This window comes from Devosia sp. Root105, from assembly GCF_001424865.1.
Lineage (GTDB): Bacteria > Pseudomonadota > Alphaproteobacteria > Rhizobiales > Devosiaceae > Devosia_A.
Genome location: NZ_LMCR01000021.1, coordinates 200,369 through 216,269 on the forward strand (window position 1 = coordinate 200,369; position 15,901 = coordinate 216,269).

General features: G+C 64.8%; 17 protein-coding genes and 1 riboswitch. Of the genes, 4 read left to right on the forward strand and 13 right to left on the reverse strand.

Annotated features, from left to right (window positions below):
• Positions 1 to 577 precede the first annotated feature (577 nt).
• Positions 578 to 985 (forward strand): hypothetical protein, encoded by a 408-nt coding sequence (locus ASC68_RS27740; RefSeq protein WP_055887733.1) that lies wholly within the window; start codon positions 578 to 580, stop codon positions 983 to 985.
• A 188-nt stretch (positions 986 to 1,173) separates the two neighbouring features.
• Here ASC68_RS27740 and ASC68_RS27745 read toward each other — a convergent pair whose 3' ends face one another.
• Together ASC68_RS27745 and ASC68_RS27750 are read right to left on the reverse strand one after the other, a co-directional pair.
• Positions 1,174 to 2,547 (reverse strand): hypothetical protein, encoded by a 1,374-nt coding sequence (locus ASC68_RS27745; RefSeq protein WP_055887737.1) that lies wholly within the window; start codon positions 2,545 to 2,547, stop codon positions 1,174 to 1,176.
• A gap of 351 nt (positions 2,548 to 2,898) precedes the next feature.
• A complete protein-coding gene (locus tag ASC68_RS27750; RefSeq protein WP_055887740.1) occupies positions 2,899 to 4,008 on the reverse strand; it encodes a 2'-deoxycytidine 5'-triphosphate deaminase in 1,110 nt (369 codons plus the stop codon).
• 205 nt (positions 4,009 to 4,213) lie between these two features.
• Positions 4,214 to 4,292: riboswitch (SAM riboswitch) on the forward strand.
• Between the two features lie 38 nt (positions 4,293 to 4,330).
• Here ASC68_RS27750 and metZ point away from each other — a divergent pair.
• On the forward strand, positions 4,331 to 5,542 hold the full coding sequence (gene metZ / locus ASC68_RS27755) for an O-succinylhomoserine sulfhydrylase (protein ID WP_055887745.1): 1,212 nt from the start codon (positions 4,331 to 4,333) through the stop codon (positions 5,540 to 5,542).
• A gap of 6 nt (positions 5,543 to 5,548) precedes the next feature.
• Here the strand turns inward: metZ and ASC68_RS27760 are convergent, their stop codons facing one another.
• From ASC68_RS27760 to ASC68_RS27795, 10 genes are all read right to left on the reverse strand, one after another.
• The gene (locus tag ASC68_RS27760) at positions 5,549 to 5,770 is read right to left on the reverse strand and encodes an acyl carrier protein (protein ID WP_055887749.1); all 222 of its coding nucleotides are present in this window, start codon (positions 5,768 to 5,770) and stop codon (positions 5,549 to 5,551) included.
• Positions 5,760 to 6,338 (reverse strand): GNAT family protein, encoded by a 579-nt coding sequence (locus ASC68_RS27765; RefSeq protein WP_055887753.1) that lies wholly within the window; start codon positions 6,336 to 6,338, stop codon positions 5,760 to 5,762. The genes ASC68_RS27760 and ASC68_RS27765 overlap by 11 nt, the downstream gene beginning before the upstream one ends.
• A complete protein-coding gene (locus ASC68_RS27770) occupies positions 6,335 to 7,726 on the reverse strand; it encodes a class I adenylate-forming enzyme family protein (RefSeq protein ID WP_055887756.1) in 1,392 nt (463 codons plus the stop codon). The genes ASC68_RS27765 and ASC68_RS27770 overlap by 4 nt, the downstream gene beginning before the upstream one ends.
• Positions 7,723 to 8,694, reverse strand: a complete 972-nt coding sequence (locus ASC68_RS27775; protein ID WP_055887761.1) for a nucleotidyltransferase family protein — start codon at positions 8,692 to 8,694, stop codon at positions 7,723 to 7,725. Before ASC68_RS27775 ends, ASC68_RS27770 begins: the two co-directional genes overlap by 4 nt.
• Positions 8,691 to 9,686, reverse strand: a complete 996-nt coding sequence (locus tag ASC68_RS27780) for a hypothetical protein (protein WP_055887764.1) — start codon at positions 9,684 to 9,686, stop codon at positions 8,691 to 8,693. Before ASC68_RS27780 ends, ASC68_RS27775 begins: the two co-directional genes overlap by 4 nt.
• Complete coding sequence (locus ASC68_RS27785; protein WP_055887767.1) at positions 9,683 to 10,156, reverse strand: lasso peptide biosynthesis B2 protein; 474 nt, start codon at positions 10,154 to 10,156, stop codon at positions 9,683 to 9,685. The genes ASC68_RS27780 and ASC68_RS27785 overlap by 4 nt, the downstream gene beginning before the upstream one ends.
• Positions 10,146 to 10,415 carry a PqqD family protein gene (locus tag ASC68_RS27790; protein WP_055887770.1) on the reverse strand — a complete coding sequence of 90 codons (270 nt, stop codon included), beginning with the start codon at positions 10,413 to 10,415 and terminating at the stop codon, positions 10,146 to 10,148. Before ASC68_RS27790 ends, ASC68_RS27785 begins: the two co-directional genes overlap by 11 nt.
• A gap of 457 nt (positions 10,416 to 10,872) precedes the next feature.
• Complete coding sequence (locus tag ASC68_RS28875) at positions 10,873 to 10,974, reverse strand: putative RiPP precursor (RefSeq protein WP_156387479.1); 102 nt, start codon at positions 10,972 to 10,974, stop codon at positions 10,873 to 10,875.
• A 57-nt stretch (positions 10,975 to 11,031) separates the two neighbouring features.
• Positions 11,032 to 11,133, reverse strand: coding sequence for a putative RiPP precursor (locus tag ASC68_RS28880; protein WP_156387480.1), 102 nt, complete (start codon positions 11,131 to 11,133; stop codon positions 11,032 to 11,034).
• A 306-nt stretch (positions 11,134 to 11,439) separates the two neighbouring features.
• Positions 11,440 to 11,658, reverse strand: a complete 219-nt coding sequence (locus tag ASC68_RS27795; protein WP_156384754.1) for a hypothetical protein — start codon at positions 11,656 to 11,658, stop codon at positions 11,440 to 11,442.
• 181 nt (positions 11,659 to 11,839) lie between these two features.
• On the opposite strand from ASC68_RS27795, the gene ASC68_RS27800 reads away from it, so the two are divergent.
• Together ASC68_RS27800 and ASC68_RS27805 are read left to right on the forward strand one after the other, a co-directional pair.
• Complete coding sequence (locus ASC68_RS27800; RefSeq protein WP_055887780.1) at positions 11,840 to 13,051, forward strand: efflux RND transporter periplasmic adaptor subunit; 1,212 nt, start codon at positions 11,840 to 11,842, stop codon at positions 13,049 to 13,051.
• Positions 13,052 to 13,061: 10 nt separating this feature from the next.
• Positions 13,062 to 15,014: a MacB family efflux pump subunit gene (locus ASC68_RS27805; RefSeq protein ID WP_055887783.1), complete on the forward strand. Its 1,953-nt coding sequence runs from the start codon at positions 13,062 to 13,064 to the stop codon at positions 15,012 to 15,014.
• 15 nt (positions 15,015 to 15,029) lie between these two features.
• On the opposite strand, the gene ASC68_RS27810 is transcribed toward ASC68_RS27805, so the two are convergent.
• Positions 15,030 to 15,731 (reverse strand): isoprenylcysteine carboxylmethyltransferase family protein, encoded by a 702-nt coding sequence (locus tag ASC68_RS27810; protein ID WP_055887786.1) that lies wholly within the window; start codon positions 15,729 to 15,731, stop codon positions 15,030 to 15,032.
• Positions 15,732 to 15,901 lie beyond the last annotated feature (170 nt).

The following is a 15,901-nucleotide window of genomic DNA, read 5'->3' on the forward strand; positions in this document are numbered from 1 at the left end:
TGCGTTTGTACTCTTGTCACAAGCGCCGAGAAGGTTACTCGCCCCTTCTTCCGCAACAACGTTGTCGTCCCGATTTTGCTGAGGTCCGGCACGTCGCCGTCGCCTGCAGTCCATCCTCGAGCTCGCCGCCAGTTCTAGGCCGGTTTTCGGCGTTTACCACATGTATACCATGAGGATGGTTACCGGCCGACCGGCCATGGCGCATCCGCGCCCCAGGTCCAGGGCGCCGCAGCCGACCTCGGCCGCTCCGGGGCAGATCGATCCGGACAGCGGCGACAGCGCATCACCAGACAGGACATTCATACCAGGTTGCTGGTTCACCAGCGTCATCGGAACGGTATGCCCTGGCCCGCCGCGTCTCAGATGACGATCGAAATACTCAAATACCCCATCACTTCGATCTGCCCTGCAGTTTCAATTGGTAAATATGCAGGACTTCCCATTACTCACCTCACCACAGCATTACGATAACGTTGTTGTAGAATTTAGCCTCCTGAGTTTCTTTCACCGGCGGCAGCGGCGGGGATTTCGGTCGCTGTTTATTTCAAAGCGACTTTCATTCCTCAGGAGAATAAAGATGTATCGCGTTGTTCTTTCCGCCGCCGTCGTGCTTCTCGCCACGAACTCCGCCTTCGCTTGGGGCATCAACACTGCCTATATCACCCAAGCCTCGCCCGTGGTGGGCACCCAGATCGCAGTGACCACCCAGAAGGGTGCGGCCAACTACTCGAACACCCTGCAGGTCGGCTTCCCCGGCTTCCAGGCGGCGCACACCAAGCAGCGCGGCGTTGGCAATTTCTCCCACACCGAGCAGTGGGGCTCGCTGCAGGCGTCGAGCACCACGCAGCGCGGCGATTTCAACGAGGCCGTGACCATTCAGGATGGCCTCCTGCAGCTCTCGATCATCGATCAGAAGGGCACCGGCAACACTGCCGTCGTCAGCCAGGTCGGCGTCGGTCAGATCGCCATCATCACGCAGGAATAAGCTGCGCGATGCTCGCGGCTAAAGCGCGTCGCGATCTTTCAGATTCGCTCCATGCGCTTTAGCTATTTGTTTCCACGCATGTCTTTGTCCCGAAACCGGTACCCACTTTCGGGAGACATGCTGTAGCGAGCCAAAAACAAACGGGCGACGCCCTGCGCCGCCCGTTTTGCCCATATGCCGGCGTCTGATCAGAACTGCCCGGCAATTCCGGCGGTCAAGGTGAACGACCACATATCGCCGAAAGTCAGGAAGCTGCCGCCACGGTTGTCGTTGGGCCCCACATATGTGGCGTCGTCCCCAGCGACCGGGTCGGGGAATGCACTGGCGATCGCTGCCGGATCGCGCCCGATGGAGGCGACCCGCGACAAATACTCACCACCGACGCCGAAGCTCAACTGCATCGCCTCGCCTATGGCAGTCGTGTAGTTCGCCTGGGTCCGCACCGCGTAGGCGAAGCCGCTGTCTTCGCCCATCTCGATGACATTCTCGACCGAGTGGTCGACAGCGCTCGGCACGCCGCCGGAGACGGCGTAGGTCTCGCGCACGTCGTAGCTGGTTCCCATGAAATAGGCGCCGCCTTCGAGGCCAAGCGTGAGGCTCGCCGTCTCGGCGACCGGCATGGTGATGTTGCCGCCGACGATGCCGCCGACATAGTGCGAGTCGAGCGTCTCGTCGGTGGTCTGGGTGTAGAGCGGATAGGCGAAATTGGCGGGCGCGGTGGGCTGGAGCTCAGCCGGGTCGACCGAGATCTCGGTGGTGATACCCTGCCCCAGGAAGCGGTAACTCGGACCGGCATAGCCGGTAATGGTGGGCTCGCCCGCTTCTGGGGCCTTGGTGAGGGCGAAGGTTACGTCGCCGCCGGTGTAGACGATGTCGTGCGAGATGTCGGTGTTGACCGTCCAGCCCTCGAGGTCGCCGACGGCGAGGAAAACGCCGCCGGTTTCATCGGCGATGGCGCCGAAGGCATAGGCGAGGTTCGGAGCGCCAGTCAGGGTCGCGATGCCGACGTATGAGAAGCCGCCCCCCGCTGCGTCGGGATTGACGCCGTAGCCGTTGGTGGCGCCTCCCGAGTTGGACAGAACAGCTGCTACCTGGTTCATGTCAGCGGTGCCACTGACCACGGCGCCGGCCGTCGGGCCAGCAGGGTCCGTGGTCAGGGTGATCGTGCCCGCTGGGGTGGTGATGCCGGGGATGAACAGCGAGCTGTCATTGCCCAGGGTCATGGTGCTGCTGGAGCTGCGGGTCGCGAACGACATGAAGCCGGAGATGCCGAGCGAACTGATGGTACCGTTCTGCTCACCCAGCTGCGTGGACGCGCTGATGCCAACGAGGCCACCCAGCGCCAGTCCATCGGACTCCAGCTCGACCTGGCTGCCATCGACCTCGAAGTAGGATCCGACGACTCCGGGCACAGCGTACCCCGCCACGCCGGCGCCGATGGTCACGACCCAGGGGTTCCCGGGCTCCTCGATGACCAGTTGATCCAGGTCGGCGGCGCTGGCGGCCGTCGTCCCCAGCAGAACCGCGTTGATACCAGCCAAAAGCGCAACCTTCAGGCGCATGCCCCCACCCACCTTCAAATGAGCCAAGTATGATCAATGCCGGCAAAACCCCCGGCTTACGCCACCTTGTCGATAACCTGTTGAGAATTACTTAACCTTAACGAAGATTTACGCAGGCACGCTCGCGGGCGACTTGACAACCAAGCAAGTGGCTGAAATCGCTGCGTAACGACTGCTCTAGACGGCCTGTGCGAGAGGGCAACGCAAGGCGGACAGACTTGCCCGCTGCCTGATCGACAGTTGGTGCAAGTAAATTCGTCGGATCAGTACTGAGGGACCGACCTGCTCGCCGGCGCTGTTTGCGACCGAGCAAGCGCAGCCGCGGCGCAGCGGGGGTGATCGGCGTCGGCGCTACAGCGCGAACGGCTTGAAGTGCTTGCTCAGCTTCAGCGTCTGGGCCTGGTAATTGGAGCCCAGGCCCGTGCCGTAGAGCCGATCGGGGGCCTCGGCGAGACGCTCGTAGATCAGGCGGCCAATGGTCTGGCCGTGGCCGAGCAGGAACGGCACCTCGCGGCTGCGCACTTCGAGCACGGCGCGGCTGCCGGTGCCACCGGCGGCGGAATGGCCGAAGCCGGGGTCGAAAAAGCCGGCATAGTGGACGCGGAACTCGCCGACCAGCGGATCGAACGGCACCATCTCGGCGGCATAGGCCGGCGGGACGTGCACACTTTCGCGCGACACGAGGATGTAGAACTCGTCGGGATCGAGGATGAACTCGTCGGCGCCGCGCTTGATCAGCGGCTCCCAGTAATCGAGGACATCGAGATTGTCCTTGATGTCCATGTCGATCACCGGGGTGTGGCGCTTCGAGCGGAAGCCGATCAGGCCGTTGCGGTCGGCGCCCTTCAGATCGATCGACAACAGCACGCCCTCGCCGACCTCGGCATTGGCGTCGAACACCAGGGTCTCGACGTTGTGCAGCGACTTGTGTTCGTAGAGGCTCAGCCGGCTGTCGCCGACGCGGAAGCGCATCTGGCTGAGCCGTGAGCCGGTGCGCACACGGACCGGAAAGGTGCGCGGGCTGATCTCGAGATAGAGCGGCCCCTTGTAGCCGTGCGGCAGGGTGTCAAAGCCGCGGGCGTGGTCGCCGATAACGCGGGTGAAGACATCGAGCCGGCCGGTGGAGCTTTTAGGGTTCGCCCCGGCCGACACGGTGTCCGGCAGGTTCAGGCTCTCCTGCAGCGGCACCAGGTAGACGCAGCCGCGCTCGAGCACGGCGCTGTTGGTGAGATCGAGCTCATGCAGCTTCAGCGTCTCGATGCGCTCGGCGACGGTGTGTTCGGGGCCGGGCAGGAAGCTCGAGCGAATGCGATAGGCGACCTTGCCCAGCCGCAGGTCAAGGCTCGCCGGCTGCACCTGGTCAGCATCGAACGGTCGATCGGTGACGATGTTGCCGCGCGCTGCCAAACGCTCGATGAAACGAGCGGGAAACACGCCCTTGGCCCAAAGTTCACTATCCAATGGTCTACCCCGCAACCTGAAGCGTTTCACCGTTTCGGTGAAACGGCGAAACGCTGCAGGGTTTTGATTTTGTCACGCTTTCGAACCGGAAAAGTCTGCAACTTTTCCTGAAAGCGCTCCGGCTACATCCCCTAGCAACCTGAGGCGTTGACGCCAAGACCGCATGGGTCGTATATCCACGCTATGCGCCTTTGCGGTAACGCCAGAAGTGCATGGTGGTGATTTGGCCGGTCTGATTGCAGCCACCTAAAACAAGTCGCTAAAGGGACCTTCGAGCCGGCCGCCCATGCGTGCCGGCTTTTTTTGTTTTCGAGGCAAGGACATGTCGAAGTCGAAGAACCCGCTGAGCGACGAAAAGAACCGCGCCCCAGCCACGATGCTCGTCCATGGCGGCACACAGCGCAGCCAGTTCAAAGAGACCTCGGAAGCCATCTTCATGAACTCGGGCTATTCCTACCCGAGCTCGCAATATGCCGAGGACCTGTTCCTCAACAAGATCAACAAGCCGGCGCATAACTACTCGCGCTTTGCCAACCCGACGATGGACATGTTCCAGGACCGGATGGCGCTGCTCGAAGGGGCGGAAGCGGCGCGGGCCTTCGCCACCGGCATGTCCGCCGTTACCAACGCGGTGATGAGCCAGGTGCGGGCCGGCGACCATATCGTTGCGGCGCGGGCGCTGTTCGGCGGCTGTCGTTATGTGGTCGAAGACCTGATGCCGCGGTTCGGCGTCAACTCGACGCTGGTCGATGGGCGCGACCCCGCGAACTTTGAACGGGCGATGCAGCCCAATACCAAGGTGATCTTCATCGAGACGCCGACCAACCCGACGCTCGAGCTGGTCGACATCGCTGCCGTCGCCAAGATCGCCAAGGCGCATGGCGCCAAGCTGATCGTCGACAATGTGTTCGCCACCGCCCTGTTCCAGAAGCCGCTGCAACTGGGCGCCGATCTCGTCACCTATTCGGCCACCAAGCATATCGACGGCCAGGGCCGGGCGCTGGGCGGCATCGTGCTCGGCTCGAAAGCGCTGATCGAGGGCGACGTGCACACGCTGCTGCGCCAGACCGGGCCGTCGCTGTCGCCGTTCAATGCCTGGGTGCTGCTGAAGGGGCTCGAGACGCTGCCGATCCGCGTCAGGCAGATGACCGAGAGCGCTGCCAAGGTGGCCGAGTTCCTCGCCGACCATCCCAAGATCGACCGGATCTCCTATCCGTTCCACCCGTCGCACCCGCAATACGAGCTGGCGAAGCGGCAGATGGCGAACGGCTCGACGCTGGTGGCGTTCGAGGTGAAGGGCGGGCGCGAGGCGGCATTCACGCTGTCGGACTCGCTGGCGGTGATCCTGATCTCGAACAATCTTGGCGACGCCAAGTCGCTGATCACCCATCCGGGCACCACGACGCATGCCCGGTTCACCGAGGACGTGCGGCTCGAATCGGGGATCACCCCCGGGCTGCTGCGGCTGTCGGTGGGGCTCGAGGATGCGGACGATCTGATCCGCGATCTCGAGTACGGGCTCAGCCAGGTCTAGTGCGAGCTAGCCGCCCAACAGTTCGGCGACGCGCCGGACTGAGGTGATCGAAGCGATCTGCTCGGCCGTCAGATTGCGGCCGAGCTCGTTCTCGATGCCGGCGACAATCGCCATATGGCCGAGGCTATCCCAGGCGGCGACCGAGCTCATGTCGGCGCCGATGGCGATGGCGCCGGGGCAATTGAGCGCCTCGCCGACGATGACGCAGGCCCGCTCATCAAGGCTCATCGGGTGCCTCCCAGAACGGCCCACGCATCCATTGATCGCGGAACATCTCGAAGTTGACGAAGTCGATGATCTCGCCGGTGACCGGATTCTGCTTCTGGCGGTGCCAGGTGCCGACATGCTCGAACCCAAGCCGGCGATAGCTGAAGATCGACGAGGCGTTGCGGGAATCCACCACGCCATAGAAGCGCTCGATGCCGCAATGGGCGAAGAAGTGGTTGAGCAGCCGGGCGCGGGCCTCGACCACGACGTTCTTGCCCCACCAGTTGCGATCATGCACTGCGACAGTGCCGAAGGCCGAGCGGTAGCCCTGCAGCCGTACCATGTGAGCGCCGATCGGCGCCGCTTCGCCCTTGGGGATAATGGCGAAAGCGAAGCGGTTCTTGCTGCGAGGCAGCGGCCCGCGCAGCAACCAGTGCGGCAACGACCGCGGCTTGGTCGTCTGCATCAGCCCATTGAGGATGTCCGGGTCATACCGCCAGCTATTGGTGACGCGCAGGGTTTCGATCATCCCCATCGGCTTCAAAATGAAGCGCTCGGTTTCCAGCGGACCGATGACCAGCTTGCTCATTGGCGTTCGACCATGGCGCGGACGTCGGCGCGGACGATCTTGCCGCGATCGTTGCGCGGAATGGCGGCGACGGCGAACAGCTTCGAGGGCACCGCCTCGTCACGCGCGCGCGCCCGGCACCAGGCCTTCAGCGCTTCGGGATCGAACGCTGCTCCATCAGCGAGGACGATGGCCGCCGCCACCGCCTCACCGGCAATCGCATCGGGAATGCCGAAGGCGCAGGCCTCGGCAATGGCCTCATGCCGCTCCAGCAGCATGTCGATCTCCTCGGCCTGGATCTTGATGCCGCCGCGGTTGATCTCGGACTTGCTGCGCCCGACAAGGATCAGCTTGCCTTGCTCATCGAGCTCGCCGATATCGCCGGTGCGGAACCAACCGTCGACGAACGCCGCCTCGTCGAGATCGGGCCGCTGCCAGTAGCCCAGCATCATCGATGGGCTCTGCACCAGCACTTCGCCCCGCCCGTCGCCATCGATGGCAACGCTGCCGCCCCAGAGCCGGCCGACATAGCCGTCGCGCGCCTCGGCCTCATCGAGGCTGCCGCCGCCGATCCAGTTCGCCGTCTCGGTCATGCCGAACATGTTGAACACCCGGCCCGTGCCGCACCACTCGGCGATGGCCCGCCAGTGCTCGATCGAGAGCGGCGCCGAACCGACATGCACGCGCTCGAGCACCGGCCCGGGCCGGGCCGAGAGGCGCAGTGCGAGCTTCCAGAACGAGGGGACCGAACTCATGAAGCTGATGCGGTTCGACGTCAGGTAGCCGGCAAGGCCGGCAAGCTCGTTGAGCGCCGGACTGGGCCAGAGATGCACGCGGCCSCCAGCCAGCAACGGCGTCAGGACATTGCCGATGAGGCCGTGGCCGAAGAACACCGGCAGCACGCAGAGCGTTTCGCGCAGCACCTTGGGGCCGATCTCGGCGATGTTCAGCGCGGCGCGGGCGAACAGGCTCCGCACCGAATGCACGATGCCCTTGGGTCGGCCGGTGGTGCCCGAAGTCATCAGGATGAGCGCCGGATCATCGAGGCGCAACGGCACGGCTCCGGCGGTGCCCGATATTTCCATGCGCGGCCGCTGCGGCCCGAGCCATAGCGATGCACCGGTGGTCTCGAGCACGTTCTCGCATTCTTCCGGCCGAAGGCCCGGATTGACCGCCACCGCGACGAGTCCGATCTCCCAGCAGGCAAAGATGGCGATCAGGTAATCGACCGGATTGACCTCGGCCACCACCGCCCGAGCGCCGGGCGCTACCCCGTGGTGCGAGAGCTCGGCAGACTTCTCCTTCACCCGCCCCCGGATACCCTCGGCGTCAAGCGCCATGCCGGTCCGGACGTCGACGAGGGTCGCGGTGGCCGGAAGCATGCCGGTGAAGGACAGATTGCCGATCATCCGGCGCCTCGCGGCACGATGCGCTGCAGGCCGCGGAAGCTGTGGCGGCGGACTTTCGAGAGGAAAGCCGTCGGCGCAGCCAGCACTGCCGCGCCATCGACAAGCCGCGTCGCGAGGCTGCTGGCGCTGCCGCCGGCGATGCGACCGGCAGCGGCGCCGGCCCCGGGGACCTCGAACAGCGCGGCGACCAGCTCAAGGCAGAGGCGCGCCTCGAGGCCCAGACCCAGCCGGCGCGCCATATCCGGCAGCGCGGTCACCTCATCGGGCGTGAGATGGCGAAAGGCCTGCAGCACGTCGACCAGCAGGCGGAGCTGGTGGAACTTGTGGCCGAGCGCGGCATGGACCACTGCCACGAAGAACTGCGGCAGACCGGCGCTCGCGTTGCCCTGGCCACTGGCCATGAACTCGCCATAGCCGAAGCTGACGCGCCGGCGCAGGCCCTGATAGTGCACCAGGTTGCCGTGCACTTCGATCAGCAGTGCATCCATGTCGGGCTGGATCCACTTTTCTTCCTGATTCTGCTCGGTGTGATCGAGCAGCGGCTTGCGGAACAGCTGGTAGCCCAGCCCGGTCAGCAGCTCGCCGATCGGGGCGCGGGCCGAGGGCGCGACCATGATGTCGATATCGGTGAACGGACGATCTGACGGCGTCGGGTAGAGCTGGCGCGCGAAGACCGGGCCTTTGACGATCACCGCCTCGAGCTGCCTCTCGGCAATGTAGCGGTCGACCTTGGCGGCGATGCCGCGTAGGTGCATCGACAGGCCGACGAGGATCGTCAACTCGCTCTGCGCCACCCTGAGGTCGCCAGTGCTGTGCTGCGCCGCGAGCTTGCGGGTCACTACAGGCAGGACATTGTGATCGCGCGCCAGCTTGAGCAGCCGATCAACGGCGCCCGCCGGCACGGCGGCAGCGGTCGCCTCAGGGTCGGCCAGTCGGCAGAGCAGCTTGTCGAGCTCGGCCGCCATCATGCGATGATCTTCTGGATATTGAGCGCTGCCAGCATGACGGGCGCAAGATCGGTCGGATTGGACCCGGCAGATAGCCGATAGGTGGGCACGGCGCGCACCAGCTCGCCGAGCCGCTGGAACAGTTCGCGCTCGACCTGCGGTACTCCCGCGCGCGTGGAGCGCAGGTTGTCTGCAGCTGCGAGGGCAAGCACCTCGGCCTTGCTGGTTGGCGCGCAACGGCTCGCCGTCACGCCACTGCGTTCGAGCACGAAGACAGCGGCGATCTCGCGGGCGGCGATGCTCTCGACACTGACGGTGGTGCGAAGCGCCGACAGGGTCACCGGCCGCTCGTCCTCGACGCTCCAATCGCCGCTCAGCAGCGGCTGCACCCAGGGCAGCATCTCGGCGGTGCGGCGATGGACCTTGAGGCTTCGAGGCATGCCCCAGGCGGTCGGGCGATCGCCACTGACGTTGCACGCCATCGCATCATCGGAGCAAAGGCCTAGCCCGCCCGCTGCAAGAGCGAGGGTCGAGGTGGTCTTGCCGGCGCCGCTCTTGCCGAAAATCAGCGCTACGCGGCCATCCGGCAGGGTCAATCCCGCGGCGTGCACCAGAAACTGCTTTGCGGCGATGAGCGCCGCCTGCAGCGCAAGCTGCCCGCAAGTCATGACGATGCGCTCTTCGGCGCCCGGCGCCACGGTGATGGTGGCCTCTCGCGCCTTGTCGGAGAGAGTCAGCGAGATGACGCCGGGGAACACCAGGGTGCGCCCTTCCGGGCCCTGCCAGAAGCAGGCCTCGCCCTCGTCGAGGATCGGCCCTTCGTAGAGCGGATCGGTTCCCTCGGGCATCGATAGCGGTTCGCCGGAGATGATGGTCAGGCCATAGGCCAGCGGTGCGGTCGGCAGCGGACGCGAGCGGCCGGCAAAGATGCGGCCGTAGCAGTCGACCAGCACCGGCGAAATCGCGGACACCCGCAGGGATGCGCCCTGCAGATCGAAGAATTTCTGAATCATGCTCGGGCTCCCCGCGGGTCGTGATGGTCGAGCGCCGGAGCGGCGTGGACGTGGATCTGCACCTGGCCGGGAATGCTGGCGTTGATGACTTCGACACCGTCGAGCGTCACCCAGCAATGGGCGGAGAGGCGCGGCTTGCCGACCGATTTGGGGTCGACGGAGAAATGCAGTTTCGGATCATAGCCGCAGCGCCGGAGTGCGGCGAAGCCGACCAGCCCGGTCCGGAGGCAACGGTTGTTGCGCATCAGGATCGGCCATCGCGCCACACGGCCTACCCGTTTGGCAATATAGGGCACTGGAAATCGCGGCCAGGTATCGGGCTGAGCCGACGAGGCCTGCGTCAGGATTTCGGAGAAGCCGCGTCCAGCGATACGAGCCGGAAGCGTCCGTGCGCTCAGCCAAAGCCGGAGGCGAAACACCAGCCGATCGAGAGCTTGTGGCCCAGGCGCGTCGGCTGCCTCAGGCGGCATGCACGATGATGCCTTCTGCAACCAGACCGGCGATCAGCTCCGGCAGGTCGTCGGCAAGCGTCGCGGCGTCGATCTCGAACTCATCGGCCATGCGACGCGCCACGTCTTCGACGTTGCGGACGCCATCGAGATGTTGAAGGAAGGACAGCGAGGTGTCGTTGCACGAGTAGAGCTGCCCGCTGCCAAGCAGCAGAATGACAGCACCCTCACCTACCGGTTCGAACGAAACGTCGTCGCCGAGGCGGTACACTGCATCCATCTACGCACCACAGTCGAAGGTCGAGGGCCGCAGGAGCGGCCCCGAGCGGGTCACTTTTTGACAGGCATGCTGGCAGTCGCAGCCGCAACTGCACTCAACCGCTGTTGCTTGATGAGAGTCGGTCTGGAATAGACTTTCTTCATAGTCCTGCTCCCTGCCCTCAAGGGCTGACGTCTCGCCATCAAGGCGATCAAGTCGGCGGCAAACCGCTGTTGATTACCTTGGCAGTGATCAAGGTCAACGTCTGCTCCTTGATGAGCGTCGGCTTGGCGTAAATCTTCTTCTTCATGTTCACTCCCAACGGCCTGCTAAGGGCCACCGAGTAACGCTAGCATGACCGCGCCATGGCCGAAACCCTCGTCACCGTGCCGTCCACCTATTGAAGGACCGCGGAAATCGAGGACTGTGCGCCGCAGTGGGCGAACCGTGTTCAGGTCAGGTGGTCGCGCCGCCCGGGTCAGCCCGGCGGGAGCGGCCCCTTGCTGGACGTTGAAGCAGCGGTGACCGTGCTCAGCTTCTGCTCCTTGACGAGCGTCGGCCTAGCGTAAATCTTCTTCATCTTTATCTCCAGTTTCTGCAACGTCGGCCGGCCCGGCCAGCCTGGGGCCGCCTCAGATCACTGCGGCGGCTGCGACCCTTTGCTGGAAAGCGGCACGGCAGTAATCGCTGTCAGCTTCTGCTCTTTGACGAGCGCCGGCTTAGTATAGATTTTCTTCATAACTGTTTCCACATGCGCCCCAACGGCGACCGCGGCACGCTAGCAGAATCGCCGCGTGCGAGAACCGCATTTTTGTCTTTTGTCACACGAAGAAAGACCGGAGCAGCGCTCCGGCCTCCCGGATCACGGGGGATTGCTGTTGCCCTTGCTGGAAGTCGGCTCGGCAGTGATCGAGCTCAGCTTCTGTTCCTTGACGAGCACAGGCCTAGAATAGGTCTTCTTCATAATATGCCTCAAAAAATTCCCTGCTCGAACAGCAGGGTAGCGGCAAAATAGCAGAGTCGACGCAGCCCGCAACCGTTCGATCTAGGGTTTGCGGTAGAACATCACCCGTTGGGCGAGCTGGGTGCCGTCGAAGCGCGTTACTTCGGCGACCAGGTTGCCGAAATGGCCGTTCAGCATCAGGGGTTCGTCGGTCAGTTGACGCGCCGCCGACATCGGTTCAGGCGCCTCTACCGTCTGCGGCAGGCTGACGCTGGGTGGCTTGGCCCGGAAGTCGTAGAGCGTGACGGTATATCTGGGCATCGTCATTTCCATCGCCTGAATTCAGATTGCGATAGCCGACGATAGCGAAGCCTAGCTGACAGTTGGCTGAACCGACCCGACCTTGCGAAGAATTCACCCACCTTACCAAGCTCTAATGCGACGTCTTGACCGGTGCGCTCTACTTTAAGCGCAATGGGTATTGGGCTTCGAAGGTGCGGCGATGAAGCGGTGGTTGAAATGGATCGTCCTCGTGGTGCTGCTCGGCGCGGGCGGCGCCGGCTGGCTGGTGTTCAGTGCACCTGCCAAGGATGAGGTGCCACGCACAACGCCGGTGGCGCGCGGCACTATCGAGGAGACGGTGCTCGCGTCCGGGGTGATCCAGGCCAGTTCGCTGGTCAGCGTCGGCGCCGAAGTTTCGGGTCGGATCAAGACGCTCAACGTTCAGCTCGGCGACGACGTGAAGGCCGGCGACGTGATCGCCGAAATCGACTCGCTGAACCAGCAGAACGCAGTGAAGGCGGCGCAGGCCTCGCTCGCCAATACCGAGGCGCAGAAGACCATCCAGACCGCCAACCTCGGACAAGCCAAGACCGCCCTGGACCGGGCCGAGAAGCTCAGCCCGCAAAAGCTGATCTCGGACGCCGACCTGCAGACGGCGCAACTGGCGGTGCAGACGGCCGAAGGCCAGTTGCAGGCGATCGAGGCGCAGATCCAGCAGGCCCAGATCAATGTCGAAGCGGCGGAGCTGAACCTCGACCGCACCAAGATCGTGGCCCCTTCCGACGGCACGGTGGTCGCCGTGTCGGTGGAGGTCGGGCAGTCGGTCAACGCCAACAATTCGTCGCCGACCATCGTCAAGCTCGCCAACCTCGACAAGATGGTGGTGAAGGCCGAGATCTCGGAGGCAGACGTGCCGCGGGTTGAACCGGGACAGCAGGTCTATTTCACCATCCTCGGTGACCCGGATACCCGCATCGACGCAACGCTCCGCGCGGTCGAGCCGGCGCCGGATTCGATTGCCTCGGACGACACCACATCGAGCTCATCGAGCACTGCAGTCTATTACAATGGTCTGTTCGACGTGGATAACCCCGGCCATAAGCTGCGCATCTCGATGACGGCACAGGTGACGATCGTGCTGAAATCAGCCGATGACGTGCTGACGGTTCCGGCCTCGGTGCTCGGCCGCAAGGGCCGCGACGGCAGCTACACGCTTCAGGTGTGGGACCAGCAGAAGGAGGCGGCCGAGCCCAAGCAGGTCACCATCGGGCTCAACAACAACGTGACGGCGGAAGTGCTCTCGGGCCTCGACGAAGGCGATCTGGTGGTCAATGCCACGGCAGCCGCTCCGGCGGCCCGCAGCGGTAACGGCCAGGGCGCCAACCGGAACATCCTCGCCGGAGGCGGCCCGCCGGGCGGGTTCGGGCGCTGAGGCCGCGGCGATGACCGAACCGCTGATTTCCATCCGGCAACTGCGCCGGGAGTATCCGATCGGGGCCGAGAGCATCACGGTGCTCAGGGATATCGACCTCGACATCGCGGCCGGGGAGATGATCGCCATCATCGGCCAATCAGGCTCGGGCAAATCGACGCTGATGAACGTGCTGGGCTGCCTCGACAATGGCTGGACCGGCGAATATCGGCTGGCCGGACGCGACATCGCGCGGCTCCAGCCCGATGAGCTGGCCGAACTGCGCCGCGAGCATTTTGGCTTCATCTTCCAGCGCTACCAGTTGCTGGCCGATCTCGATGCGCTCGAGAATGTCGAGGTGCCGGCGATCTATGCGGGCGCCCGGAAACAAGCGCGGCGGGAGCGGGCCCACCAGCTGCTGGAACGGCTGGGGCTGGGTGAGCGCCTGACGCACCGGCCGAACGCGCTGTCCGGCGGCCAGCAGCAGCGCGTCAGCGTGGCCCGGGCGCTGATCAATGGCGGCGAGATCATCCTCGCGGACGAGCCGACCGGAGCGCTCGATTCCAGGAGCGGCAAGGAGCTGATGGCGCTGCTCAAGGAGCTCAACGCCGAAGGCCACACCATCATCATCGTTACCCACGATCCGACCGTCGCGGCTGAGGCCGACCGGGTGGTGGAGCTGAGCGACGGCGTGATCGTCGCCGACCGGCGCAAGGATGAAACTGCCCCGCCGGTGCAGAAGGCCGTCGAGACGATCAGGCGGATCCCGCGCTGGCGCGAGGCGCTGGACCGGGTCGGCGAGGCGTTCCAGATGGCGCTCAGGGCGCTGTCGAGCCATCGGCTGCGCACCTTCCTCACCATGCTCGGCATCATCATCGGCATCGCCTCGGTGGTGTCGGTGGTGGCGCTGGGGCAAGGCAGCCAGCAGACGGTACTCGACCGGATCAGCTCGATCGGCACCAACACCATCAACGTCATGCCCGGCACCAGCGCCGCGGATCGGCGGCGCGATGCGATCCGCACGCTGGTGCCGGCGGATGCGGCAGCTATTGCGGCCGAGAAATACGCCGACAGCGTCACGCCGCAGGTGTCGAGCAGCGGCCAGGCGCGCTATCGCAATGTCAGCGCCGCGGCGCAGATCCAGGGCGTCGGCGCCGACTACTTCCGGGTGAACAACCGCAGCTTCATCGAAGGCGCAGCCTTCGATGCGACGAGCACCAGTGCGCTGGCGCAGGTGGCGGTGATCGACACCACGGCGCGCGACACGCTGTTCACCAATGGCGAAGATGCGGTCGGGCAAGTGGTGCTGGTCGGCAACGTGCCGCTGAGGATCATCGGCGTAGTGGCGGCGAGCACCAACAATTTCGGCCCGCAGTCGAGTTCGATCAGCATCTGGATGCCCTACACCACGGCGATGTCGCGGATCCTGGGGCAGAGCTGGCTCTCGAGCATCACCGTCCGCATCGCCGACAGCGCCGATGTCACCGAGGCACAGGCGGAGATCCAGGCGCTGCTCGAGCAGCGGCACGGCACGGTGGATTTCAGCCTGCAGAACACCGACACGATCCGCGAGACCATCCAGTCGACCGCGCAGACCCTGACGCTGCTGATCTCGGCGATCGCGGTGATCTCACTGATCGTCGGCGGCATCGGCGTGATGAACATCATGCTGGTGTCGGTACGCGAGCGGACCCGGGAGATCGGGGTGCGCATGGCGGTCGGGGCACGGCAGGGCGATATCCTGCAGCAGTTCCTGATCGAGGCGGTGCTGGTCTGCCTGATCGGCGGCACGGTGGGCGTTCTGCTGTCGCTAGGGATCGGTTTCGGCGTCGAGAAACTGGTGAGCGGGCTCAGCTTCATCTACTCGCCGACAACGATCATCGCGGCGTTCGTCTCGTCGAGCCTGATCGGCGTGCTGTTCGGCTTCATGCCGGCGCGTTCGGCAGCGCGGCTCGATCCGGTGGTGGCGCTGGCCAGCGAGTGAGGCGGTGGCCTGGAGTTACCAGACGCCCGGAATCCAGCGGAAGCGGACCTTGTGCATGTAATCGGCATAGCCCTCGAGCTCCTCGCTGAGGGTGGCTTCCTCGGCGAGGGTGCGCAGCGCCAGGGCGACGGTGCAGATGGCGGCGGGGATGACCGCCACCAGTGAGCCCAGCGCCAGCGCTGTACCGATGCCGAGCGCCACGCCGCCGATATAGCCGGGATGGCGGATCGTGGCGTAAGGGCCGGCATCGATGACCTTGTGCCCCCGATCGGTCTGGATGCGCACCGTGAGCTCGAAGTGCCGGTTGACGCCCTGCGCCCAGGCGGTGAGGCAGAAGCCGGCGGCAAAGATCAGATAACCAAGCCAGACCACCCCATCGGGCAATTGCGACCAGCCGAAGCGATAGTCGAGCCCGGCCACCGGCAGGATGGCGGCCATCGAGGTGAGGGTCACGGCGACGAAGGCGAGGTCCCATGACTTGCCGCCAGCCTGAGGCTTGCGCCGGATGGCGAAGAGTTCGGGATCGACGCGCCAGATGTAGACGATCGCGACGAGGATCGCGGCGACGAAGATCGCGAGGTACCACCAGGCCCGGGGCCACTCGAGCGTGCCGGCGGGCAGGAACAGCAGCACGGCCATGACCAGCAGGGTCACCGCGAGCGAGCCAAGCGCGCGGTATTCGTCGGAGCCGAACCGGGGATGTGTGGCGTCGGACATGGGAGGCCTCCGCTGACAAGGGGATTTTACTCCCGTTGTGGAGGCGGAGTCACGTGCGCTTGTGGCCACTGGCTGGGGCACTTGAGTTCACCGCTAAAACCAGCAGTCGACGTGCCCTCTCCCGCTTGCGGGGGAGGGGGGACCACGCGAAAGCGTGGTGGGAGGGGGGT